Source organism: Pseudomonas sp. ASL4 (assembly GCF_056680395.1).
Map to the genome: position 1 here is coordinate 377,747 of NZ_CM155280.1, position 23,860 is coordinate 401,606.

Annotated in this window: 23 protein-coding genes; 7 read left to right on the forward strand and 16 right to left on the reverse strand. The window is 56.4% G+C overall.

Annotated features, from left to right (window positions below):
- The first annotated feature begins 802 nt into the window (after positions 1 to 802).
- Together AC1MEW_RS01640 and AC1MEW_RS01645 are read left to right on the forward strand one after the other, a co-directional pair.
- On the forward strand, positions 803 to 2,596 hold the full coding sequence (locus AC1MEW_RS01640; RefSeq protein WP_480425245.1) for an AAA family ATPase: 1,794 nt from the start codon (positions 803 to 805) through the stop codon (positions 2,594 to 2,596).
- Positions 2,597 to 2,637: 41 nt separating this feature from the next.
- Positions 2,638 to 2,979 carry a hypothetical protein gene (locus tag AC1MEW_RS01645; RefSeq protein ID WP_480425247.1) on the forward strand — a complete coding sequence of 114 codons (342 nt, stop codon included), beginning with the start codon at positions 2,638 to 2,640 and terminating at the stop codon, positions 2,977 to 2,979.
- A 177-nt stretch (positions 2,980 to 3,156) separates the two neighbouring features.
- On the opposite strand, the gene AC1MEW_RS01650 is transcribed toward AC1MEW_RS01645, so the two are convergent.
- Entirely contained in the window at positions 3,157 to 3,441 is a 285-nt protein-coding gene (locus tag AC1MEW_RS01650; protein ID WP_201256632.1) for a helix-turn-helix domain-containing protein, read from the reverse strand.
- On the reverse strand, positions 3,431 to 3,748 hold the full coding sequence (locus AC1MEW_RS01655; RefSeq protein ID WP_201199766.1) for a transcriptional regulator: 318 nt from the start codon (positions 3,746 to 3,748) through the stop codon (positions 3,431 to 3,433). The genes AC1MEW_RS01650 and AC1MEW_RS01655 overlap by 11 nt, the downstream gene beginning before the upstream one ends.
- Before the next feature lie 506 nt (positions 3,749 to 4,254).
- Between AC1MEW_RS01655 and AC1MEW_RS01660 the strand changes: the two genes are divergently transcribed.
- A complete protein-coding gene (locus AC1MEW_RS01660; RefSeq protein WP_480425249.1) occupies positions 4,255 to 4,548 on the forward strand; it encodes a DUF3077 domain-containing protein in 294 nt (97 codons plus the stop codon).
- A gap of 58 nt (positions 4,549 to 4,606) precedes the next feature.
- On the opposite strand, the gene AC1MEW_RS01665 is transcribed toward AC1MEW_RS01660, so the two are convergent.
- The 3 genes from AC1MEW_RS01665 to AC1MEW_RS01675 form a co-directional block, all read right to left on the reverse strand.
- On the reverse strand, positions 4,607 to 6,220 hold the full coding sequence (locus AC1MEW_RS01665) for a Fic family protein (RefSeq protein WP_480425251.1): 1,614 nt from the start codon (positions 6,218 to 6,220) through the stop codon (positions 4,607 to 4,609).
- Between the two features lie 300 nt (positions 6,221 to 6,520).
- Positions 6,521 to 7,198, reverse strand: coding sequence for an RES family NAD+ phosphorylase (locus AC1MEW_RS01670; RefSeq protein ID WP_201256634.1), 678 nt, complete (start codon positions 7,196 to 7,198; stop codon positions 6,521 to 6,523).
- On the reverse strand, positions 7,198 to 7,608 hold the full coding sequence (locus tag AC1MEW_RS01675; protein ID WP_201199764.1) for an antitoxin Xre-like helix-turn-helix domain-containing protein: 411 nt from the start codon (positions 7,606 to 7,608) through the stop codon (positions 7,198 to 7,200). Before AC1MEW_RS01675 ends, AC1MEW_RS01670 begins: the two co-directional genes overlap by 1 nt.
- A 320-nt stretch (positions 7,609 to 7,928) precedes the next feature.
- Here AC1MEW_RS01675 and AC1MEW_RS01680 point away from each other — a divergent pair, with 320 nt between their 5' ends.
- Complete coding sequence (locus tag AC1MEW_RS01680) at positions 7,929 to 8,855, forward strand: LysR family transcriptional regulator (RefSeq protein ID WP_201199763.1); 927 nt, start codon at positions 7,929 to 7,931, stop codon at positions 8,853 to 8,855.
- Here AC1MEW_RS01680 and AC1MEW_RS01685 read toward each other — a convergent pair.
- The 11 genes from AC1MEW_RS01685 to AC1MEW_RS01735 form a co-directional block, all read right to left on the reverse strand.
- Entirely contained in the window at positions 8,772 to 9,089 is a 318-nt protein-coding gene (locus AC1MEW_RS01685; RefSeq protein ID WP_010464672.1) for an AzlD domain-containing protein, read from the reverse strand. The two genes, AC1MEW_RS01680 and AC1MEW_RS01685, sit on opposite strands and share 84 nt — an antisense overlap.
- Entirely contained in the window at positions 9,068 to 9,784 is a 717-nt protein-coding gene (locus AC1MEW_RS01690) for an AzlC family ABC transporter permease (protein WP_201199762.1), read from the reverse strand. The genes AC1MEW_RS01685 and AC1MEW_RS01690 overlap by 22 nt, the downstream gene beginning before the upstream one ends.
- The gene (locus AC1MEW_RS01695; protein WP_201199761.1) at positions 9,781 to 10,218 is read right to left on the reverse strand and encodes a GNAT family N-acetyltransferase; all 438 of its coding nucleotides are present in this window, start codon (positions 10,216 to 10,218) and stop codon (positions 9,781 to 9,783) included. Before AC1MEW_RS01695 ends, AC1MEW_RS01690 begins: the two co-directional genes overlap by 4 nt.
- 13 nt (positions 10,219 to 10,231) lie before the next feature.
- Complete coding sequence (locus AC1MEW_RS01700) at positions 10,232 to 10,978, reverse strand: 2OG-Fe dioxygenase family protein (RefSeq protein ID WP_201199759.1); 747 nt, start codon at positions 10,976 to 10,978, stop codon at positions 10,232 to 10,234.
- A gap of 231 nt (positions 10,979 to 11,209) precedes the next feature.
- On the reverse strand, positions 11,210 to 12,496 hold the full coding sequence (locus AC1MEW_RS01705) for an OprD family porin (RefSeq protein ID WP_201199757.1): 1,287 nt from the start codon (positions 12,494 to 12,496) through the stop codon (positions 11,210 to 11,212).
- Positions 12,497 to 12,731: 235 nt separating this feature from the next.
- On the reverse strand, positions 12,732 to 13,127 hold the full coding sequence (locus AC1MEW_RS01710) for a nuclear transport factor 2 family protein (RefSeq protein ID WP_322270220.1): 396 nt from the start codon (positions 13,125 to 13,127) through the stop codon (positions 12,732 to 12,734).
- A gap of 18 nt (positions 13,128 to 13,145) precedes the next feature.
- Positions 13,146 to 13,817 (reverse strand): DsbA family protein, encoded by a 672-nt coding sequence (locus AC1MEW_RS01715; RefSeq protein ID WP_201256636.1) that lies wholly within the window; start codon positions 13,815 to 13,817, stop codon positions 13,146 to 13,148.
- Positions 13,818 to 14,172: 355 nt separating this feature from the next.
- A complete protein-coding gene (locus AC1MEW_RS01720) occupies positions 14,173 to 14,385 on the reverse strand; it encodes a hypothetical protein (protein ID WP_123598111.1) in 213 nt (70 codons plus the stop codon).
- 244 nt (positions 14,386 to 14,629) lie between these two features.
- Positions 14,630 to 15,736, reverse strand: a complete 1,107-nt coding sequence (gene aguA / locus AC1MEW_RS01725; RefSeq protein ID WP_480425254.1) for an agmatine deiminase — start codon at positions 15,734 to 15,736, stop codon at positions 14,630 to 14,632.
- Between the two features lie 4 nt (positions 15,737 to 15,740).
- Positions 15,741 to 16,619, reverse strand: a complete 879-nt coding sequence (gene aguB, locus AC1MEW_RS01730) for an N-carbamoylputrescine amidase (protein WP_201199751.1) — start codon at positions 16,617 to 16,619, stop codon at positions 15,741 to 15,743.
- A 291-nt stretch (positions 16,620 to 16,910) separates the two neighbouring features.
- A complete protein-coding gene (locus AC1MEW_RS01735) occupies positions 16,911 to 19,823 on the reverse strand; it encodes an aminotransferase (RefSeq protein ID WP_480425256.1) in 2,913 nt (970 codons plus the stop codon).
- A gap of 166 nt (positions 19,824 to 19,989) precedes the next feature.
- Here AC1MEW_RS01735 and rfbC point away from each other — a divergent pair, with 166 nt between their 5' ends.
- From rfbC to AC1MEW_RS01750, 3 genes are all read left to right on the forward strand, one after another.
- Positions 19,990 to 20,535, forward strand: a complete 546-nt coding sequence (gene rfbC / locus AC1MEW_RS01740; RefSeq protein ID WP_201199748.1) for a dTDP-4-dehydrorhamnose 3,5-epimerase — start codon at positions 19,990 to 19,992, stop codon at positions 20,533 to 20,535.
- Positions 20,536 to 20,640: 105 nt separating this feature from the next.
- Positions 20,641 to 22,449 carry a sensor histidine kinase gene (locus tag AC1MEW_RS01745; RefSeq protein ID WP_201199746.1) on the forward strand — a complete coding sequence of 603 codons (1,809 nt, stop codon included), beginning with the start codon at positions 20,641 to 20,643 and terminating at the stop codon, positions 22,447 to 22,449.
- Positions 22,446 to 23,840: a sigma-54-dependent transcriptional regulator gene (locus AC1MEW_RS01750; RefSeq protein WP_201256637.1), complete on the forward strand. Its 1,395-nt coding sequence runs from the start codon at positions 22,446 to 22,448 to the stop codon at positions 23,838 to 23,840. The genes AC1MEW_RS01745 and AC1MEW_RS01750 overlap by 4 nt, the downstream gene beginning before the upstream one ends.
- Positions 23,841 to 23,860 lie beyond the last annotated feature (20 nt).

Below are 23,860 nucleotides of genomic sequence, written 5' to 3' on the forward strand. Positions count from 1 at the left end.
CGGCTTAACACCTTCTAGAACTGCTCATCACGAGAATGTCCTTCTAAAAGGGTGTGCTGCAACGTTCAATTTTAGAGGCTCCTCCAAGCCCATGGCGATACTGACGACATGACAGTGGGATTTTCCTTTCGCTCAAAAAATCAAAAACCGCACTGGGAAGTTCTCAAATAAACAGTAAAAAACAAAGATTTAATTCCGGAATTGACGTGATGGATACAAAGCACAGCTAGCCAACAGAGCCGCCTCAAATTTCTCTGCGAAAACGGTGCTTAAAGCGCAGCGCAAGCTATATTCATTTCTGCTCGTTTAAAAACTGATAAAAATTGGCTGCGATGAGTAAGTTCGTAGCTTTACATTGAACGACGAATATACGCTCAAGGGATCTGAATTATGGACGACCTCCAACAAGAAATTACAAAGTGGTTGCACACCCAACAAGCATGGATACAAGAAGCCGCACTAAAGCTCCTACAAAAACAACAAATTATCCGAAGATGATTTTATTGAACTAGTCGACTTATTAAAGACCCCTGAAGGACAGGAAAAAACTTCTACTAGACAATTTCCAATAATAAATGGTGCGGGCGCAGCCATTAATAATGTAAGAATTGAATCTATCGGGTCAATTCGTGCCATTGATAACCTTCCCCCCAAATCACCTCTATCTTTCGGAAAGGGAAATCTCACAGTTATTTATGGGAATAATGGAACAAGGAAATCTGGCTACACTAGAATTCTCAAAAAAGCTTGTGGAAAAGCTCAAGCAGCAGATCTAAAAAGCAACGTATTTATAGACCAACCCGTGATAAAAGATTGCACAATCACCTATAACTTAAACGGATTATCTACATCTCGAAACTGGATAGCTAACAGCCCTCCAATAGAGGATTTGATAGCAACTGATATCTTTGATTCAAATGCAAGTTTAGTTTACTTAGGAGGCGAACGTCCTGCAGCGTATACTCCACCGGCAATTGCCTTTTTTGAATCTTTGGTATCAACATTAAAGCTTATAAAATCCAGATTACAAACCAAACAAGACAATCTAGCCAGTCAAAAACCCAAGCTTCCGCCAGAACATATCAATACCAAAGCAGGTCAATCGTATACACTTCTGACAGCAACACAAAAAGAAATAGAGCTATCTCATATTTTAATTTGGAACGACGAAGACAAAGTAGCTCTAACACAGAAAAATGAAAGACTCACTCAGGCAGATCCAGTTGCACAGGCAAAAATCAAACGAACACAAAATCAACAAATAACTAGCTTGGCACAAGCATTAAAAAATGGTATCGCCGCAGTCTCACCAAAAAATTGCAACATCTATTATCAGTTACGCAACGATGCAAAACAAAAGCGTCAGACCGCCACTGAAGGGGCCATAGCAATTACAGGACTAACTAAATTCGACGGAGTTGGAGATATAACTTGGAGAGCCCTTTGGCAAGCAGCAAAAGACTATTCCTTAAAGTTCGCATACCCTCTGCAAGATTTCCCGGTTACGTCTGTCAATTCACGCTGTCCGTTATGCCACCAAGAGCTTGATGTGGAAGCCAAGCAACGCCTCAAAGACTTTGAAACATATGTACAAGGGGTTTTAGAAAAAAATGCGGTGGCAGCTGAGGCTGCGTTGAAGCTAGCAATAGACTCGATACCTATTGTACCCACGGATGAAGAGTTTCAGACGAAATGCCAGGCAGCCGGAGTTGCAGAGGGTACTTGGCTTGAGCTGATTCAAAAAGCCTGGCAAGAAATGGCGACATTATTTACTGAAATAAAGGATGAAAAACTCACAAATATTTGTGCCGGTCTTAATGCAGGGAAAATCACAGTAACCACATTGCTAGATACTAAGGCAATTGAGCTTGAAGCAGAAGCTGCACAATATGACGAGGATACACTAGCGTTTGACAAAATCGCGATCACAAAAGAAATAAGTGAACTGAAAGCGAAAGAGTGGACGGCGCAGCAGGCAGAAGCAATCCGCTTCGAACTTAAACGATTGAAAGACTTCCAGCAATACGAGACATTTAAGCGTTATACAAACACAACAGCAACATCAAAAAAACCCGGAGAGATTTCAGAAAAAATAATTACAGACGCATATATAAAAAGATTCAACATCGAACTACTCAAGCTAAAAGCAAAAAATCTAAAAGTTGAACTGGTAAAAACCCGAACTGACAGCGGACTCCCTCTACACCAAATACAATTGAAAGGTCTAGTCATTGCAGGCACCACTCCGAATCAAATTCTAAGCGATGGGGAGCATCGCATTGTCTCATTGGCGGCTTTTTTGGCGGATGTAACCGGTAAAAATGCTCGCACGCCATTCATTTTTGATGATCCAATTTCATCACTCGACCAAGATTATGAATGGAACGTCTCAACACGCCTAATTGAATTAGCAAATGATCGGCAGGTGCTAATTTTCACCCATCGGCTTTCTCTATATAGTGCGATAGAGGATGCAGCAAAAAAGGAAGGCGACGCATGGAAAAAAGCCCATTTAAATCAACTTTGCATTGAGTCATTCAACGGTACAACAGGACACCCTGTATCTCCAGAAGCCTGGAACAGCGCTACGAAATAGTCAAATAACATACTAATAGGTAGATTGGACGCTGCAAAAAAATGGCGGATGCCGGCGACATTCCCGGATATAAAATTCATGCACAAAGCATATGTGCTGACTTCAGAAAGCTCTTGGAGCGAACAGTTGAAAATGACTTGCTGAACGACATTGTGAAACGCCATAGACGAAGTGTGACTACAGATAACCGTATTGGGCACCTTTCAAAAATTACACATGGCGACTGTGAGTATATAGATGACTTAATGACTAAATACTCTTGTTATGAGCACAGCCAGTCGCAAGAAGCCGCCCCCGCCTTTATCCCAGAAGAGGCAGAACTTAGAGCCTACCTAATCGGATTGAAGACATGGCGAGGCGAATTTAAAGAAAGAGCGGCTTGATCAGCCACCTATAAAAAGCCCGCATCCAAATGCGGGCTTCCAACCGGACACTTTTGACATCCAATCATTTATCATATCCGTGATATATCCCAGTATGTCACGACGCACTAAAAACACTGGACATGACGAATTTGTCTCTAAACTAATAGCACTAGGAATAAATTACCATTCATTAGCTTAAACTGCCTGAAGGTCACGCAACGCCTCAGGATGCTGGCTAGCAACACGAAGAAGCGTCTGTGCCGCTCCCGTCGGCTGACGTCGCCCTTGCTCCCAATCCTGCAACGTCCGCAAACTGACGCCGATCAGTTTGGCAAACGCACTCTGAGAAACCCCCACTTTGGCGCGCGCTTCAGCAGCCGCTGACAACGGCACCTCCGTAACACGAGCCGCTTTGCCGGCTTTCATTTGACGTACAGAATCCAGCAAGTCCTGCTGAAACTGTTCAAGTTCATTGATCATCGCTGATTTCCTCCTTCAGTTTTTTGAGGAAGGCTACGGGTAAATTGTCGAATTGCGCCTTGGTGTAGGCGATCAGCAACCAAATTGAGCCTTCTAAAAGCGTGTTGTAGTAGATGACACGTGTACCACCTCGTTTGCCCATCCCGCTACGGGACCAACGAACCTTGCGCAGGCCGCCGGTACCGGGAACCACATCCCCGGCCAACGGATTAGCCGCCAGCCAGGTAATGAATTCATGACGTTCGCCATCGTCCCAGATGGACTCAGCATAGCGCTTGAAAATTTCGGTCTCGATAATCGTAAACATGGGCCTGACTATACGGCCTTGCCGTATAGAGGAGCAATGTACGTTTGTCTGATCGGACCAAAAATTCGGGCAATGCGCCTTGGTCCCGATACTGATTAGGCCGCTCATAAAAATCTTAAGATCCGCACTGACGCCACCACCTAGCCACGATTGCGCATCCTCCCACCTCAAGCTACCTTCAAGCCGTCGCTGCCAACTCAGCGACCGGGCCTGAGAACCCGAGTAAGATACAGGCGCACAAGCGCCCCAAATCACAATTGCCGGCGTTTTTTTGTGCCTGCATTTCCGTGTTATGGCGGCTGTGCGTGGGAGACCTTCGGGTCTGCCGGATTCCTGTATCTCCGGTTCTCAGCCCGCGCATAGCTGCCACCCATTCGCCTGAGAACGAACGTGGTAGCTCTAACTTTGATTCAGGAGTTCTTGCTAATGACCACTATTCGTCCGTTCGAAATTTACATTTCTGCAACACCGGTTCATGCCCCCCGCCAAAAAACCGGAGGTGCCCAATGACCATCCCCCAAGACCTGAAAACCATAGGTCTCACCCCGTTCTCCTTCCACGCCAATCAACCGCTGTTCCGCATCAACGCCGGTGTCCCGGTGGTCGCCGCCCTTTCCCACGCGTCCGACCTGCTCCACATCGCCAAACTCCTCGCCTCAGACGCCGCCATGGTTCGCGATACCGACCGGCATGCCTGGGCGTCGCATTATTTGCAGGATATGAGCAAGGCGATTATCGATGACGTTGTGAAGGTGCTCGACGCGCCGGGGAATAATCGCCGCAATAACGTCGACACATAATCCAGGACAGCACGCATGAAAAAGCCCCGAATCAATCGGGGCTTTTTGTGTAAGTCCGTTATCTACCCACTGGCTGAGTGGGGTGGTAGCGATCACTCACGCTACTGTCTATCGGCTCTTCCTCCCGCACAGACTGGGCCACTGCTTCAGAAATGGCGGACCAAATCTCTGGCCTCGTCAGCACCGGCATTTCCTTCGCCAATACGTTGCTCAGCTTGCCTTCGTTCTGCTCCATCGAGCGCAAGAGCCGATCAGCCTGATGGTCCGGCATTTCGACGACTTCCTTGATCGCCTGTCTGGCCTTTATATGGCTGCGTAAATACCGTGACTCTTCACGCATCTGTTCGGTAATCGTGCGCCGGATGACGTTGGACATGAACACCACGTGTGGCCCCAGGTTCGGGTAGCGCCACACTGGGCGGGCCTGATCCTGGCCGGTGAATTCAATGTTTGAGACCACGCCGTCAGGATATCGCGTACGTGTGCTGGCGAACGTTACCTGATCACGAATGCCCTGCATGAGCGGTTTTGAAACCTGATCCAGCACGCTGTCATACAGACGCCTCTCGGCAGAGTCGTCGGTGATAACCGCTGAAATCGGAAGAATCACCGTGTCTGGAATGGCCCCATCGCGGCGCAAAATATCGTTGATCAGGAAACGATGCACCCGGCCATTACCGTCGGCCAGCGGATGGATATAGACGAAAGCGAACGCGGTGACAGCGCTGCGCATGACCGGGGACTGACCCTTGGTGCGATTCAGAAAAACGCGGATGCCTTCCAGCATTCGCTCTAGGTCAGTCTCCGGCGGAGCAACGTAATGGACAATTTCCTGATAGCGCACCGTTTCGCCAACAAATACGGGGGACTGGCGAATCCCCAGACGTGTGAGTGTGGTCACTGCGCCCAGAATTTCGTTTTGCATCTGCGCCAGCGCTGCGTCGGTGAGCGGCAGTTCGCCCTGTCCGGTGCGCCGTGCCAGGACATCGGCGAAGCGCTGGATACGCGTCGAACGATCCGCCTCCCCTTCAATGGCGAAGCTGGCTTTGCTTTCTCGGAGCGTCATCCATGCCGCCGCTCGAAGCAGAAGCGCTTCGCCAAATTCTGCGGTCAGTTGACCGAAGAGTTGAGGAACATCGAGGTTAGCGGCCGATTTGACGGCCTCTGTCTTGACGACGGTTGGGCAGAAGTAGCGGGTGCCTGGCAGGTTGTCATTTACTCGCCAACGCGGCACTTTCACTGCCTCTTCAGGTGAAGCGGCCACCATCAGATCGGCGTTGATAGCGTCTACGTACTTACCGCCGATTGGGTCTGGCGCCTGCAGTTGCTCGCCAGTCAGCCACTCAAACAGGAAAGCTGCCCTGCGTACATATTGGCCGCTCGGCTCGGCACTCAACCAATCCTGTAGCGGTGCAGGTCCGACTTTTGTGAATAGTCGGCTCAGAAACTCGAGGTTCGGGACTTCATGCCGCAGGTGAAATTGCAGATGGGATGAGAGGTTCGAATCGGGGCGCATATTTTCCGTGTAGGTCTCAAGACGAAACCCGTCCTCGACCTGAGTCGACCGTCGACTACCGATCTGGCTTAACACCGGCAGCCGTGCCATCGGCAGGACTGCCAATGTCGTCGCTAGCCAAGCGGCGCCGACGGGGTCTGCTGGAAAATCGCTCAAGGTCACGCTCCTGTATAAGCTTAGCCAAATCAAAAATGCCTATAACTGGAGAGTAACGCCCAAAATTAAGTTTTCCTGCATAAAAATGACTATTTTTTGATGTGAATGCATAAAAACGAACATTTATAGCAATTACAAAAGCATTTTCATGTGTAGAGATCGAGTTCTCTGCATCTACGCCAAATGCATAAAAATGAGTTTATGTGCTTAAAAATGAACATAAAACAGGAATTTTGCATAAAACCGTACAGAAATCGGTCAGCCAGTCTGAAAAGCTAACCATTTTTACCCTTCCCCCCCTCAAACCTCACTCACCTCAAACACAAACGAAATCCGCCGACTACTCGCACTCCACACATACCGAATATGTTTCCCCTGCTTCGGAATAGACACCGCCGGCGGTCGAAACGCCGCCACACATTCATGCCCAGGCAACCGAACGCTGTTGTAGAGCAATCCCCAGGACAACGTTTCCCGCAGTTGTCGGGCGAAGGCTTGAGACGGGCCATACGCAGTCGTGTCCGGATCATGAAGCTGCGGATAGTTCTGACGAATGTCATGCAGCGGTTTGACGACTTTGTTTACGTAGGTACGCATCGTCAACTCAAGGTCCGGCTCGTTTGTCGCAGCGAGGAAACGCTCCTGGTGGTAACTCGTTTCGGCAATGGCGGCAGCCTGGCTGCTGGCGGCGTAATAGACGCCAAACGTGCCATCGGTAAAGCGGCTGGTTTTGCCGATGTGGGTGAACGCGGCCATGACGGGCGTAGAGCCAGGGCCTGAAATCCGGTCTTCGGGGCGCACGCGAGAAAGCATGCCGGCCTCTTCCATCAATCGGTCATTGGTCAGTGCTTCGAGAGCGTAAGCGGTCGGCAGATCTTCGGGGTCGAGCACGTCTTCGAACAACGCGATCGGCGGGAAGCTGCTGTTGACGATCCGATAGGCCCGCGACCACTGCGGATCGGCCAGTTCCGGCGCCATCAACCGCGCACTCCGTCGAGGTAGCGGCGCACGTCAGCGATGTCTACGACGCGGCCGACCAGCATGTAATCCAAAGCCGTCTGGCCATTGAACGGCGCAGCGGTGTTCGGACTACTGACCCATTTGTAAACACGCTCGCGGCTGTTGCTGAAGATGATGCTCAGCGCCTTATGGATGCCCATCAGGTAGGAAATGCGCTCCAGGGTGTCGTGGGGCAAACGCACGTTGGGCGGCAGGTGTTTGTACTTGTAGAACGTGGTGTTGCCGACTTTGCCCAGCAGGGTACGTTGTTGCTCGGCGCTGCAGCCCCAGCGTTCCATGAGGTTGAAGAAGAACTTGAGCGCGACCCGGCCGGCTTCCGGGGAGTCGATTTGTTGCTGTGGGGTCAGGGCTGGGGATGAGGTAGGCACAGGGAGGCCTCCTTTAAAATATCGTAAGGTCAGCCTAGTACAGATACGGATAATTGTGTGAATTTAATCCGCATGCGAACAGCCACCTTCTAACTCGCCGATCTAAAAATCCGTACAACCCTCACACTTTTTTTACCTCAATCACTCCCAAGTCACCAAAAACCCCGATCCTGTGTAAGCCTCCAGCCATCGGCTACGGAATCAATTCGCTACTAAAGCCGCGACAACTATGCTCAGGTGCAGGAATATAGCCGGCATAGGCGCCGGATAGGCCGCAAGGTACACAACAATTGCCAGCCCACTTTAGAGGGCATTACCCCATGGATAGCAGAACCTTACGCAACCTCATGCGCATCGTGCAGACCGGCTCGTTGTCGGCGGCGGCAGAGCATTCCTGTTTGACGGTGCAGGCGTTGGCCGCGCAGTTGAACAAGGTCGAAGAGCAGTTTGGTTTTCGCCTGTTTCGACGTTCCAACAAGGGCTTGACCTTGACCGCGCAGGGCACGGAGCTCACGCCGTATATAGACAAGGTCCTGGTCGCCACGCGGCAAATGGAAGAGAAAGTCACTGCATTGAAGGTGCCCGGTCAGCGCACGCTGAAGGTGGCGTTGAATACCACGCTGTCGGAGGATTTCAATCGGCGAATGATCGGACGCCTGTTTGAGGTGTTTCCTGACCATCAACTGGAATTCTCTTACGCCGAGTCGATGGAAAACCTCAGTAAGCTGAAGAACGAAGACTTCGATCTGGCCGTGCTGATCGGCCCGCAAAAGCCTGGTTTACCGAGCATTGTGCTGCCGGATGTGCACGTTCAGGTGGTCGGCGCTCATTGTGGCCAGGAGAACGACCCACTGGTGTTGCTGGGCGATAAGCTTCAGGTGCGTCCGGCGGACGATTGTCCGTATTCCCACAGCTTTTTGCGCTTTCTTGACGCGGGTCTGGGCAATTACGAAACCGGTCAACGGACGATTTATTCCTGCAGCGAGACCCTGACGCTGTCGCTGATCACGCAAATGGACGGCCTCGGCATGGTGTCTCGCGAGGCGGCCCAGCGTAACGGCTTGACCATTTTCCCGGGTTTCGAGGATTTCCTCGAAGTGCGGCTGGCGATCAACAACCCTGACTTGTCGGGTCAGGCGTTGAGTGATGTCGTCGATTTGCGCCTACATGAACGAGCCGAGCGCAATGTACGCAGCCGTCCCGACCGCCACACTCAGAAAGAGGTTTTTGCTGAAATACGCACATAACAACGTCGGAATCGCTGCATAGAATTCCGGGCGATCGAGCTGCACATGCTGGTCCTTGATTAACAAGGGCGTGAGGCTGATCGCAGCGACGATCGCCACTGGCAGGTATTCCAGCGCCCGGGCAACGAAGGGTGGCCAATGGTCGGTGTTCACTTGCAGCGGTAACGCGCGCGGCAGGAAGGTCACGGCCATCATCAGCACGACAACCAGAATCAGGAACGTTTGGTCAGGCATACACCCACCCCGCAGCCGACGAAAGTGGCAATAAACACATTAAACGGTGAGCTGCCGACCAGGCTGAGGGCGCCCATGCAGACGACCGCGGCCAGTGCGGCGATCAGCTTGTTGCGGGTGTTGCACAGCGACACCAGCACATAGAGCATCATCGCGGTCAGGGCGTAGTCGAGTTGGTACTTGATCAGGTGCGATGCGTACTGCGCGCAGATCGCCCCGAGCAAACCGCCGAGCACCCACGAGGTGTGGCAGAACAGGTTGAAGCCGATCAGGTAGCGCACGTTGACCGGCGCTCCGCTGCCCAGTTTCACACTGTGGAAGGCGAACGATTCATCGGTCAGCCCGCCGGCATAACACCAGCGCTCGAAACGACTGAGCCCCAACGCCCGCAAGGCCTTGGCCATGTAGACCGACATCAGCATGTGCCGCGCGTTGATCAAAAACGTGGTGAGGATAATCGTGGTCAGCGAAGCGCCGCTGGAGATCAGCGCCAGCGCGGCGAACTGCGAAGCGCCGGCATACACAAACAGGCACATCGCGACCGGTAACCACACGGGCAACCCGGCGTTGACGGCCATCAAACCAAACACAAACGACACCGTGAAGTAGCCGGCCACTACCGGGCTGGCTTCAGCAAACGTGCGCGAAGGCTGCGGCTCGACCATCAGCGGCTGGCTGCTGGACGTCTCATTCATAGGTCCCTCTCAAATGTCGTTTCGCCGCGAGGCTCGCAAAAACCCTGGGCGGTCCAAAAGCGTTTGCCGGCAAGGTTAGCATCGTCGACGAACAGGAACATCCGCAGTACACCGACCCGTTTCATGTCCGCCGAAGCGGCTTCCACCAAGCGCTGGCCCACGCCTTGGGCGCGATACTGCGGGCTCACCGCCAAATGGTTGATGGTGCCACGGCTGCCGAGCATACCGCCCAGCACCGCGCCGACCACTTCGCCACTGAGGTCGAGCGCCAGGTACGCGGTGGTGGTCTTCTGCACCAACACACCGCGCAGGCATTTGGCGTCCTGCCACTCGCAGAACGACACTTCGTCGAACTGCCGGAAAAAGCGCTCCAGGCGCACAGCATCCTTTGCATTGGCCCGCCACATCATCACTGATGCAGAGGGGTTGTCCATGGGGTCGAGCTGTTCAGCGAACAATGTCGAAAGCGGTCCCGGGCCGCGAGAAGGAAATCGCCAGGATTTGCCGGTACGCCATGTCGTGGGAATGGGTATTTCGAGCCGGGGTCACGTAGTGGCGCATGTCGCGATCGAGGAAGAACGTGGTGTCGAGGATTTCCTGATAGGTCGTCGACGCCAGTTGCTCTTCGTGGGCGCTGTAGAGGCGGCTTTCGGCGCCGTCCACATTGTTACGTCCCCAGAAGTGCACACCGCTGAACGGGTAACCGTCGCAATGAATACCTTCAGGGGTGATTTCCAGTTGTTTGCCTGGTTTGATCTCAATGCGGATCTGATGGATCTGGCATTGCCAGATTTCATCGTGCAATTCCGGCGGCAGGACGTTTTTGTACACTTCAAAATCGATATCGATGAGGCTGCGCATCACCGGCGAATTGATCACTTCATCGGAGAAGTCCTGGAAGTGGCGAACCATTCCACCGACGTAGCTGTTGTTGGCTTTGGACTGAACATAGGCACGGTGCTCCAGCTGCTTCAAGTCGCGGGTCACCGGGTTGTATTCGAAGTCACTGTAGCGACGGAAACGCATTCCGGATTCGGACTGGCCGTAATAGCTGTCCGGCTCCATGTTTTCCCAACTTCTGGTCAGTCTGACGAAGTCGGCGAAATGACCGTAGAGATTGAAGTCACCACCCTGGACGTTGACAAATTTGTCGCGCCTTAGCGATTCGCCAACTTCTCTGTTTAAAACGATCATTACTAGTCTCCGCTGCATTTAGCGGCTCAATCTAGTATCTGCAGGATTTTCGGCCCATGAGAAAGAATTTCAGGCATATCAAGCGTTGCTTTAAACGCGGTAAAAAGATGCTTTGAATCGACTTTTTTATGCCAAAAGAGGCGTCTTTAGAACGTTTTTACAAAAAAATCAGCAAAAAAAAACCCCGAGCCAGTCGGGGTTTTTAGTGAGTTTTATCAACTCAGCCGATCATCAGAAGATGTTGATCGGGTAATCCACGAACACACGTACTTCGTTACCGCTGACGTTGTACTCGCTGGATTTCTGCGACACGCGCAGGATCGAGCTGCGCAGTTTCACGCTCAGGTCTTTGGCCGGGCCACTTTGCACGACGTACTTGAACTGGTTGAAGATCTCGCGCTCGGTCCCGCCTTCGCTGGTGGACGTGGTGATGTTGTCACCGCGCACATAGGCGAAGTTGTAGCTCAGACCCGGCACGCCGAAAGCGCCGAAGTCCAGGCCGTAGCCCAGTTGCCAGCTGCGTTCGTCTTCAGCATTGAAGTCGGACCAGTAAGAGTTGGACAGGTAGATGGTGTTGCCACCGTCGCCGACACGACCCTGGTCTTTCTGATAGCCGCCGTAGGCGTAGCCCAGGTTGCTGTCGCCAGTGCTGCGCTGGTGAGCAACGGTGAACGAGTGCGGGCCGGTGGCAAAAGTCGCTGCCAGGCTCCAGATCTTGTTGTCGTCGCCGGTGATACCGTTTTCACGGACGTAGGAATCGTCCAGCTTGGTGCGGTAGCCGTTGAAGTCCAGGGTCAGGGACTGATCCTTGTCGATCGGGAACACGTAATTGGCGTTCACGTATTGCTTCTTCAGCACGTCTTCGACGTCGGAAGCGTAAACCGCAGCCTTGAACTGTTCGGTGAACTGGTAGCTACCGCCCAATACGTTAATCGACTTCAAGCCACCACTGTCACGGCCTTCAGCGCTCTTACGCGATTCGGCGGTGAAGCGACCGGCGTTCAGCACCAGGCCCTGGATCTCTTTGGAGGTGATCAGCGTGCCGGTGTAGCTTTCTGGCAGCAGGCGCGAGTTGTCGTAGTTCAGCACCGGCAATTCCGGCATCTGGTCGCCGTAGGTCAGCGTGGTGCTGGACAGACGGAACTTGACCGCTGCGCCGCCCTTGGAAAGGTCGTTGGCCGGGCTGCCGCTGTCGCCCTTTTTGAAGAAATCGATACCTTGGGCACCGCTGCGATCTTCGCTGCGCTCCAGGTTAAGTGCGTACAGACCGAAAGCATTCACACCGACACCGACGGTGCCTTGGGTGAAACCGGACGAGAACGTACCGATGGCCGCTTGGCCCCACTCGGATTTATCCGGGTTGCCGTCTTTGTAGTCACGATTGATGTAGGCGTTGCGCAGCAGCACTTTGAGGCTGCTGTCTTCAACAAAACCCTTGGATTCGGCCTGGTCGTTAGCCATGGCTTGTGTAGCGCTCAACATCCCCAGAGCGATCAGGCTGATTCGCTTGTTCAACATATTATTTTCCTTATTACCGGTTGATACGCGCTGTGCCGAACGGCTGAAACGGCGCTGTCGCGCTCTTTTTTCACCCAAAAACAAAAGGCCCGCCCACGAAAAATCGCGGCGGGCCTTTTATTGTTTTGTGAGTCGTGGCGGTCGGCCACAGGCGTTGGCGCGAATCCTATCCGCGCCCTTAACCCTGTGTCAATTTCATGAATCGTCTGTGAATAGGTGAAAAACGTCTAAGAAATCAGTTGCCTGCGAGCGCCAGTTGCACGGTATGGCTGTCAACGAACTGCTCGAAGTGGGTGACTTTGCCATCGGCCAAGGTCCACAAATGCGCGACGCGCGCATTCATCGGGCGGCCGGTGGCTTTGTAGGTTCCGCTGTAGTTGCCGTAAGCAAACACCTTGTCGCCCTGTGCGACGTAGTTCTCGACCTTGAACTGAAAACCTTCCCATTCGGTGGCCAGGCGCTTGAAGACGTTTTCGACGATGGCGTCGAAACCCACGTAGGTGCCGGCGTAGGGGAAACCTGCAGCCTCGGTCCATTGCGCATCAGCGGCCAGGGCGGCGGCGGTGTTGCGCGCGTTTTCCTGGGAGTTCGCGCCTTCGTAAGTGCTTTTGATCAGGCTCAGGTTATCCATGGGTCACTCCAGGTGAAATCAGTGGGCGCAGCCGTCGAGGCCACAGGCTTGAAGCTCGGACGAAGACGCTTGGGTTGGCAACGACTGACGCAGCCAGGCCGCAAAGGCTTCTGGCTTGCCCAGCCATGGGCCGATGTCGATCAAGGTGAATTGGCCATTCTGTTCCAGGGCGAAGGTCGGGAAGCCTTGGCCGCCGACTTTGGCTAACAGTGCGCGGCTTTCCTTGATGTGGTGATCGGTCCCGGCTTGCTCGTAAGCGGCCTGGAACGCTTGAAGTTCGAGGCCCAGACCCTTCGCGAGTTCAAACAACACCGCTTCGTCGGCGATACGTCGCCCTTCCACGTAATGAGCGGTCTGCAAACGGCCCAGCAATTCCAGTCCACGGCCGGCGATCTGCTCGGCAGCCAGCACCGCAGCCGTCGGCGGTGTGGAATCGAAGACTGCGCTTTCATCGCGCAGCAATCCTTCGAAATAGGCCTCACCGAAAGGCTGGCCGGTGTACTCGGCGATGCGCCGATCATGGGGCATCACATAGTTGCGCAATTGTGGCGAGACGATCTGGCGATTGGCGCCGCTCATCATCCCACCTCCATGGGCAATCACTGGCAGGACGGTTTGGGCCGCTTGCACCAACGGTTTTGCCCCGTAGCACCAGCCACACAACGGGTCGTAAATGTAATGAAGGATCATGGGAAGGCTCCGGCAAAGAAGTAGGAAAACTCGATGCCGGCAGACTAGTCCTCAGGCCGTTGCGGAAAAACGCCGGAATGGATTTCAGTCTGTTTCAAGAATCGGTCGAATGCCTGGGGTGACCGACAACCGCAACGACTTGAGCCCGAAGCGGACCCGACCAGACTCCACCCAACCTGTGGGAGCGGGCTTGCTCGCGAAGAGGCCGTGTCAGTCGATAGAGATGTCGCCTGACAGACCGCTTTCGCGAGCAAGCCCGCTCCCACAGTTGATCTCCAGTGATCAAAAAAATCTTCGCCCATAAAAAAGCGCCGCCTTCCCGGCAGCGCTTTTATCAATCCGTTGTTTTTCTTTTTTATCCTTCCATCACATCCCACAACGCTTCCAGCTCCGCTTCGCTGAATAAACCAGCGGGGTAGCGCTCGATCATCATCCGGCGCGGATCAGGTTCTCTGATCTGACGCGTTCCATTGGATTTCAACCAGTGCGCAAGGATCTGGAGCGATTCGCTATTGACTGCCAGGGGATGCAATGTCCGCTCGCTCACTACATTCACTTCGGCGTTCATTTCAGCGCTCTCTCCCGGTTTGTGAGCGGCTAACTTATCCAAGGTTTATGACAGAACATCGCAGCTCTCCCCTCCCTGTTTTGCACCATCACAGATACAAGAGCTGTGCCAATATTTCTTAGGTGTCGATGAGTGGATACAAAAAAGCCCGCAGTCCTGACGGGCTGCGGGCTTTCTCTCATGCGCTGTGCGGCAATTGCTGCCTGGTTGAATATGCAATCAACTCAAGCTGTTACAACCCCACTCACTCCTTGTGCGGCGCGGGCTGCTGTTGGGTAAGGCAGTGGATGTTCCCGCCTCCCAGTAACAGTTCGCGGCCCGGCACCATCACAACTTCGTGCTGCGGAAACAGGCCCTGAAGAATCTCTTTCGCCGGGCCATCCAGCGGGTCGTCGAAGCTTGGTGCGATGATGCCGCCGTTGACGATCAGGAAGTTCACGTAGGAACCGGCCAGACGAACGGTCGGATTGCGCTCCTGTGTGCCGTCCACCGGATCGACACCCGCGCACTCTTCCTCGGTTGCATACAGCGGCCCCGGAATCGGCATTTTGTGCACCGTGAATGGGCGACCTTTGGCGTCGGTGCTGCTTTCCAGCACTTTCATCGCCGCCTGGCAGCGCGGGTAGTTCGGGTCCTGCGGGTCATCGGTCCAGGCCAGCAATACTTCACCTGGGCGCACGTAGCAGCAGAAGTTATCCACATGACCGTCGGTTTCGTCGTTGAACAAACCGTCCGGCAGCCAGATGATTTTATCCACAGCCAGATTCGCGCTGAGCACCGCTTCGATGTCTGCACGGTTGAGGTGCGGATTACGATTGCGGTTGAGCAGGCATTCTTCGGTGGTGATCAGCGTGCCTTCGCCATCGACATGAATAGAACCGCCTTCGAGCACGAAGCCCTCGGTGCGGTAGCGCTGGCTGCGCTCGATCTCAAGGATCTTGCCGCCCACCTGCGAGTCACGGTTCCACGGCGAGTACAGACCGCCATCAAAACCGCCCCACGAGTTGAAGTCCCAGTTCACGCCACGGACTTCACCACTGTTATTGATGACGAAGGTTGGGCCGGTGTCGCGGACCCAGGCGTCGTCGCTGGACATCTCGACAACACGAATATTCGGCACATCCAGACGGGCGCGGGCGTTTTCGTACTGACCGGCGGAAACCGCGACGGTCACCGGCTCAAAACGGGCGATGGCCTTGGCCACTGCGACGTGTGCGGCTTGCGCCGGTTTGCCACCCAGGCGCCAGTTGTCCGGGCGCTCGGGCCAGATCATCCAGGTCTGGGTTTGTGCTGCCCACTCGGCCGGCATGTAGAAGCCGTCGGCGCGTGGGGTGCTGTGTAATGTGGTCATGGGATCAGGACTCCAGGGAACCGTCGAGGGTTTTGATCGCATTGTATAGGTTCGGGCGACGATCACGGAACGAGCCCCAAGCACTGCGGATGTGCTCCAGCTCGTCGAGGTCGAAACTTTGAACCAGCACGCCTTCTTCGGTCTGGTTGAGTTCCTGGACCTTCTCGCCAAACTGGTTGGCGATGAACGACGAGCCGTAGAAGGTAATGTCGTAGCCGTCCTGCTCTTCGTTGCCGATGCGGTTGCTGGCGATCAGCGGCATCAGGTTGGCGCCGGCATGGCCCTGTTGCACACGCTGCCAGTGGTCACGGGAGGAAATGGTCTTGTCGTGCGGCTCGCTGCCGATGGCGGTAGGGTAGAACAGGATTTCCGCGCCGAGCAACGCCATGCTGCGGGCGCACTCCGGGAACCACTGGTCCCAGCAAATGCCCACGCCGATTTTCGCGTAACGGGTGTTCCAGACTTTGAAGCCGGTATCGCCCGGGTTGAAGTAGTACTTCTCGTGGTAGCCAGGGCCGTCCGGGATGTGGCTTTTACGATAAATCCCGAGGTTGGCACCGTCGGCATCGATGATCGCGATGCTGTTGAATCGCGCGCGGCCGGCCAGTTCGTAGAAGCTGATCGGCAGCACCACTTGCAGTTCTTTGGCGACTTTCTGGAAGTGCTTGATGGCGATGTTGTCTTCGACGGTTGTGGCCAGTTGCAGGTATTCAGGGTTCGGTTTCTGGCAGAAGTACGGGGCCTCGAACAGTTCCTGGATCAGGATGATCTGCGCACCTTTGGCCGCGGCCTCACGGACCAGCTTCTCAGCGGTCTCGATGTTGGCTTCAAGGTCCCAGGAACAAGCCATCTGGGTAGCGGCGACGGTAACGATACGGCTCATGAATCATCTCCTGGGCAATTGCTTGAAGGTCGAGTGTGACGACGACCAATGACAGAAAGAGAAGCACCGGGCGTGGTTGATCACACCGTGGGCAATGGCGACTTTATAGCCGATAAATATCTGCTTTAAAAGCTGTTGATATGCCTTCTGTCTAAATTGACCCAGATAAAGCCGATAACAATCGAACTTAAACACCATCCCTGCTCGCGATAGCGGTGGCCCAGTCAGCATCAATGGTGCATGTTCCACCGCTATCGCGAGCAGGCTCACTCCCACAATAGGGGTAGGTGTTTACAGGCCCTCTGCGAGCACCTTCGAGAGCATGTCGACAAAGAAATCCACGCTCTGGCGCGAGGTCACCATCGGTGGTTTGATCTTCAGGACGTTCAGATAATCGCCAGTCGGCTGCATGAAAATCCCCAACTCACGCAACCGGTCACACAGCGCCGTGGTTTCTTCAGTCGCCGGCTCCAGGGTTTCACGGTTACGGATCAGCTCCACACCCAAGTAGAAGCCCGACCCATGTACCGCACCCACCAACGGATGAGTTTCGATCAGCGCTTCAAGCCGTTGCTTGAAATAGCCACCGACGACCTGTGCGTTCTCCCAAAGCTTTTCCTCTTCCATCACATCGAGCACCGCCATGCCGATCTGGCAACTGACCGGGCTGCCGCCCGCCGACGAGAAGAAGTAACCCTCGGCCTCCAGCGCTTCAGCGATTTCCCGGCGGGTGATCACTGCGCCCAGTGGCTGGCCGTTGCCCATGCCCTTGGCCATGGTGATGATGTCTGGCACCACGCCCTGCTCTTCAAACCCCCAGAAGAAGTGGCCCATGCGCCCGTAACCGACCTGCACTTCGTCGGCGATGCACACACCGCCCTGAGCGCGGACCAACGCATACACCTGCTGCAAATACCCAGGCGGCAACGAGATACCGCCGGCATTGCCATAAACCGGTTCGCAGATGAAACCGGCCAACTGGCGTTTCTGCTCGGCGATTTTCGCCAGGTTGTGTTCGACACTGCGCACATAGTCCGGCGCGCTGTCCGGGCCACGGAATTCGCCGCGATAGGTGTTCGGCGCAGTCACCGGATGCACCCAGTCAGGGCGGCTGCTCAAGGCTTTCGGGTTGTCGGCAATCGAGGTCGAGACCGCGTCCGCGCCCACCGTCCAGCCGTGATAGGCCTCGAGCACGCTGAGCATGTCCCGACCGCCGCTGTAGGCCCAGGCCAAGCGAATCGCCAGGTCGTTGGCCTCGCTGCCACTGTTGACCAGGAATACCCGGTCCATGGAATCCGGCGACAACTTCAACAGGCGCTCGGAGAACTCGGCAACCGCCGCGTAGTTAAACCGCGAGTTGGTGTTGAGCATCGACCACTGACGGCTGGCGACGGCAGCCATGCGTGGATGACCGTGCCCCAGCACCGCGACGTTGTTGAGCATGTCGAGGTAGGAGCGGCCCTGCATGTCGATCAGGTGATTGCGCCAGCCGCGCTCGATGCGTGGCGGGTCGACGTAATAGTGTTTTTGGGTGCGGGCGAAACTGGCGTCGCGACGGGCCAGCAATGTCTGCGAATCAAGCTCTGCTTCAGCGTCACAGGCCAGCCCAAGCAAGGCTGCGGGCGAAGGGCACAACGCTTGCCAGGCCGCCGCGCGTGACGGCGTACAAAACAACGGAGCGTTGAGCGAAGCCACACGGCTCAACTGCACGACCAAAGACCCGCTGACCGAACCCAGCACCTGACCTTTGACCAGCGCCGCACCGGTATGCAGCGACGGCGTGACGCCCCACAGACGCACGCTCAGTTGCGGGCCATCCAGTTGCAGCACACCCACTTCCGGCTGGTGGACGACACCGGCAAACGGTGACTCGACCGTCGTACCGTGGGGCACTCGTAGCTCGACGTGCAGCGGGCAAGTGTCCGGTTCTGCGGCACTGTCCGGCCGGGTACGGGACAAACGATATTGACCATAACGGCTAGCCGCCAAACCGTGGGCTGCCGCCGCTTCGGTCAGCAGACGCCGATCGATACCCGCTTGCTCCCAGTTACCAGCCTCGAAATGTGGACTGAGCACGCCCAGATCGATCAAGGCAAACTCGCACCCCACCAGACCCGGCAATAACGGCGCAAACCCTTCCCTGCCAATACTCGGCAGGCTCTGGCCGACGGCGGTCAGGATCGCCGCTTCCATCAGCGCCAACGGCACCGATGTAGCAACGCGGAAAATTTCCCACTCATGAGTGAGATTGTCGCGACTGTAGGCGTTGCCCGGATCGATGCTGACCTGCTGCTCGCCACTGAGCACCAGCACCGCCGCGCGGGCAACGATCAGCGGCCAGAGCGCCAGCAGCTCTTCATACTGCAACGGATTGACCGCGTGATAGGCCTGAACCGCCGGCAAGATGTAAAACGGATCGCCATCGGCGTGATGCAGCAGCGCCGCGCACGTCACCGACAGATCGGTAATGCGCCAGGTACGAATCAGATCGCCAAAATCGATCACCCCTTGCAACTGCCACTGGCGTTTTGAATCCCGCTGCCAGACCACGTTGTCGTCGGTAACGTCCATGTGAATCGCCTGCACCGGCAGCTTCGCCACTAACGGCAGCAAACGTCGTTCTGCCTGTTCGGCGGCCTCGGCAATCAACGCGCGTTGCTGATCATCCTGGATGACTGGCAACAAATGGGCGATCAATGCGTTGGCGTGGCGGGCGTCCCATTGAAGGGTGCGTTCAAGGCCAGGATGGTCGAAAGCGGCCAAGGCCAGATCCATTTCGCCACAGAGCCGGCCAAATCCGGCTACCACCGAGCCCGGCAAGTAATCGAGGTGCGTCAACGACTGGCCTTCAATGTAATCCAGCAGCCGCATATGGACAGGCTGACCGCCGACTTCCAGCGAGAGCAGGTCTGCGCCATTGTTGGCTGGAATCACCCGCGGCACATGCACACCGCCATGTTCGGCCAAATGCTTGAGCCCTGCGTGCTGGGCCTGCAACTCGAGCGCCGAGTAGTCGCCACGACAAATTTTCAGGACGAAACGACCGCGATCGCTGTCGACGCGAAAGTTGAGATCCTGCTGACTGCCCAAGGGCTGCAATACCCCGTTCAACCCGTAATGTGCCTGCAACAGCTCTAGTGCTTGCTCCGCAGACACTTGCGGGCTGGGCAAACTGACACGGTGAAGCAACGTGGCGAGCGGCATACAACGACCCCTGAAATTTTATTAGGCGCTTATATCGCCACCGCTTGGAGCGAGACGCAACCCCCGCCCTGATCGGCGCAAAGCAAAAGACAATCGCAGGACTCGCACCGGACGGCACTTTGCGCAAGAATGTCGACACATCAATGTCCATTGCTGGAGAAACCCCATGAATGTAGTCACCACCGACCTGCCCGGTGTTTTGATCATCGAGCCCAAGGTGTTTGGCGACGAGCGCGGTTTCTTTTACGAAAGCTTCAACGCCAAGGCTTTTGAAGAAGCGACCGGCCTGAACACACAATTCGTTCAGGACAACCATTCGCGTTCGCAAAAAGGCGTGCTACGTGGCCTGCATTACCAACTGGAAAATACCCAAGGCAAATTGGTTCGTGTCACTGCCGGCGAAGTGCTCGACGTGGCCGTGGACATCCGTCGCAGCTCGCCGAACTTCGGCAAATGGGTGGCGGTACGTTTGTCCGCCGACAACCATCGTCAACTGTGGGTGCCAGAAGGTTTCGCCCACGGCTTCGTGGTGCTGAGCGAATTCGCCGAGTTCCTCTACAAGACCACCGACTACTACACCCCGTCGGCCGAGCGCAGCATTCGTTGGGACGACCCGGACCTGGGCATCGACTGGCAACTGGACGAAGCGCCAAAACTGTCGGGCAAGGACGCGGCCGCCGCGTTCTTCAAGGACGCTGACGTCTTTTCCTGAAACGCTGTCTGAAACTTCATTTCAACAGCACGCCGGCCCCGGTTACGCAGACTGCGCCCGCAACCCTAGGCATAATGCGCCTGTCCCCCCAGGCGCTAGATGCTCATGACTCCAACCCTCCCCCGCAGACCCCGCTGGCGCAGCCTGGCCCTGCTCGCGCTGTGCCTGGCGCCGTTGCTGTGGCCGCTGCAGCATCTGGCCGAGCGTTACTACCGGAGCGAGCTGGCCGGGCAGAACCGTCAGACCCTCGACCTCTACGTCGCCAACCTGCTGGGCACCCTGCACCGCTATGAAGTACTGCCACAGATTCTCGGCGACCTGCCCGCCCTGCGCGCCGTACTGGGCGCGCCCGACGATGGCGTCACTCAGGGCAACGCCAACCGCTTGCTGAAAAACATCAGCGCCCAGACCGGCGCCGAAGTCATGTACCTGATGGACACCACCGGCAAGACACTGGCGGCCTCAAACTGGGACAAACACGACAGTTTCGTCGGGCGTAATTTTTCCTTCCGGCCGTACTTCAGCGAAGCCATGGCCGGGCGGCTCGGGCGCTTTTTCGGGCTGGGCACCACCTCGGCCAAACGTGGTTACTTCTTCGCTGCCGCCGTACGCGAGGGTGAGAAAGTCGTCGGCGTGCTGGTGGTCAAGGTCGATCTCGATCACACCGAAAGCCTCTGGGGCAAAACCCCCGAACAACTGCTGCTGACCGATCACAACGGCGTGGTCATTCTCACGTCGCGGCCCGAGTGGCGTTTTCGCTCCACCCGCGACTTGAGTGATGAAGAGAACAAAGCCATCACCGCGATCCAACCCTACCCGACCCGCGATTCCAGGCCGTTGAAGCTCAACACCAACGCTTGGTTAACCCAGACCCAGCGGATCGAGGAAACCGGCTGGAGCGTCAGCATCCTTGCGCCCCGCACCCTGATCGACCGCCCGGTGCGCACGGTCGTGGCCATCGGTGGCGCGACGCTGCTGGTATTGATGCTGTTGCTCGGTCTGATGATGCAGCGCCGCCGCCATTATCTGGAGCGGATCGCCTTCGAAGCCAAGGCCCGCCGCGAACTCGAAGACCGGGTGGCCGAGCGCACCAGCGACCTTGAAGGCCTCAACCGACGCCTGAAACAGGAAGTGCTGGAACGCGAACACGCCCAGCAAGAACTGGTGCGCGCCCAGGATGACTTGGTACAGGCCGGCAAGCTGTCGGCACTGGGGACGATGTCGGCGAGCATCAGCCACGAACTCAATCAACCGCTGGCGGCGATCCGCAGCTACGCAGAAAACGCCGAAGTGTTACTCGATCATCAGCGCACCGACGATGCCCGCGGCAACCTCAAGCTGATCAGTGAACTGACCGGGCGCATGGCCTCGATCATTGCGCACCTGCGCGCCTTCGCTCGCCGCGATCGCCACGCCCCGGAAAGCGTCGCCCTGCAACCAGCGCTGGATGACGCCCTGGCGTTACTGGCCAAGCGTCGACGGAGCATGGAAGTCGAGCTGATCCGTGACCTGCCAGCCGCCACGCTGTGGGTCGAGGCCGGGGAAACCCGATTGCGTCAGGTGCTCGGCAACCTATTGGCCAACGCCCTCGACGCCCTGACCGAAAAAGGTCCGCCGCGCAAACTCTGGCTGAGTGCCCAATCCACCGCCGACGGCGTCAACCTGTACATTCGCGACAACGGCCCCGGGTTTTGCCTGGAAGCGCTGGGTCGCGCCGGCGAGCCCTTCTACACCACAAAGACCCGCACTCAGGGTCTTGGGCTGGGGCTGGCGATCTGCGACACCCTGATGCGCGCCTTCGGTGGTGAACTGTCGTTCGCCAACCATAAGGAGGGCGGCGCCCTGATTACCTTGAAGCTACGCGCAGGCGCACCCGGCGTGAGCCTGCAACCGTCCGAGGACCGAAGTGCATGACCATCGATAACCGCATCCAGGTCGTGTTGATCGACGATGATCCGCACTTGCGCCAGGCCTTGAGCCAGACCCTGGACCTGGCCGGCCTGAAGATCCTGCCGCTGGCCGAAGCCAAGGGCCTGGCCGGGCAACTGGAGCGCGACTGGCCGGGCGTTGTGGTCAGTGACATCCGCATGCCGGGAATGGACGGCCTCGAGTTGCTGAGCGAACTCCACGCCCAAGACCCGGAGCTACCGGTGCTGCTGATCACCGGCCACGGCGATGTTCCGCTGGCCGTGCAAGCGATGCGCGCCGGGGCCTATGACTTTCTGGAAAAACCTTTCGCCAGCGACGCCCTGCTCGACAGCGTGCGCCGCGCCCTGGCCTTGCGCCGGCTGGTACTGGACAACCGCAGCCTGCGCCTGGCCCTGAGCGACCGCAATGAATTGAGCGCCCGACTGGTCGGGCAATCGGCGCCGATGCTGCGTTTGCGCGAGCAAATCGGTGCACTGGCGGCGACCAGGGCCGACGTGTTGATACTCGGTGAAACCGGTGCCGGTAAAGAAGTGGTGGCCCGGGCGCTGCACGACTTGTCGAGTCGTCGTAACGGCCCGTTCGTGGCGATCAACGCCGGGGCGCTGGCCGAATCGGTGGTGGAAAGCGAGCTGTTCGGTCACGAGCCCGGCGCGTTTACCGGCGCGCAAAAACGCCGCATCGGCAAGTTCGAATTCGCCAATGGCGGCACGTTGTTCCTCGATGAAATCGAAAGCATGACCCTGGATGTGCAAGTGAAGCTGCTGCGCATGTTGCAGGAGCGCGTGGTCGAACGTCTCGGCGGCAATCAACTGATCCCGTTGGACATCCGCGTCATCGCCGCCACCAAGGAAGACCTGCGCCAGGCCGCCGATCAAGGGCGCTTCCGGGCCGACTTGTATTACCGGCTGAACGTCGCACCGCTGCGCATTCCACCGCTGCGCGAACGTGGCGAAGATGCACTGGTGCTGTTCCAGCATTTCGCCGACGAAGCCAGCACCCGCCACGGTTTACCGCCCCACGAACTGCAGCCGGGGCAACGGGCGCTGTTGCTGCGTCACGCCTGGCCGGGCAACGTGCGCGAACTGCAAAACGCCGCCGAACGCTTTGCCCTGGGACTGGAACTGGAACTGGACAACAGCGCGCCGCAGGGCGGCGTCAGCACCACGGTGGAAGTGGTCAGCGGTGGCCTGAGCGAGCAGGTGGAAAACTTCGAAAAAACCCTGATTGCCGCCGAACTGGCGCGCTCTCACAGCTCGGTGCGCAGCCTCGCCGAGGCCTTGGGCATTCCGCGCAAGACCCTACACGACAAGCTGCGTAAACACGGCCTGAATTTCGCCGACGGTGGCCCCAGCAGCCAAACCGACGACCTTGATTGAATCCAACCGCAGAGGCTATG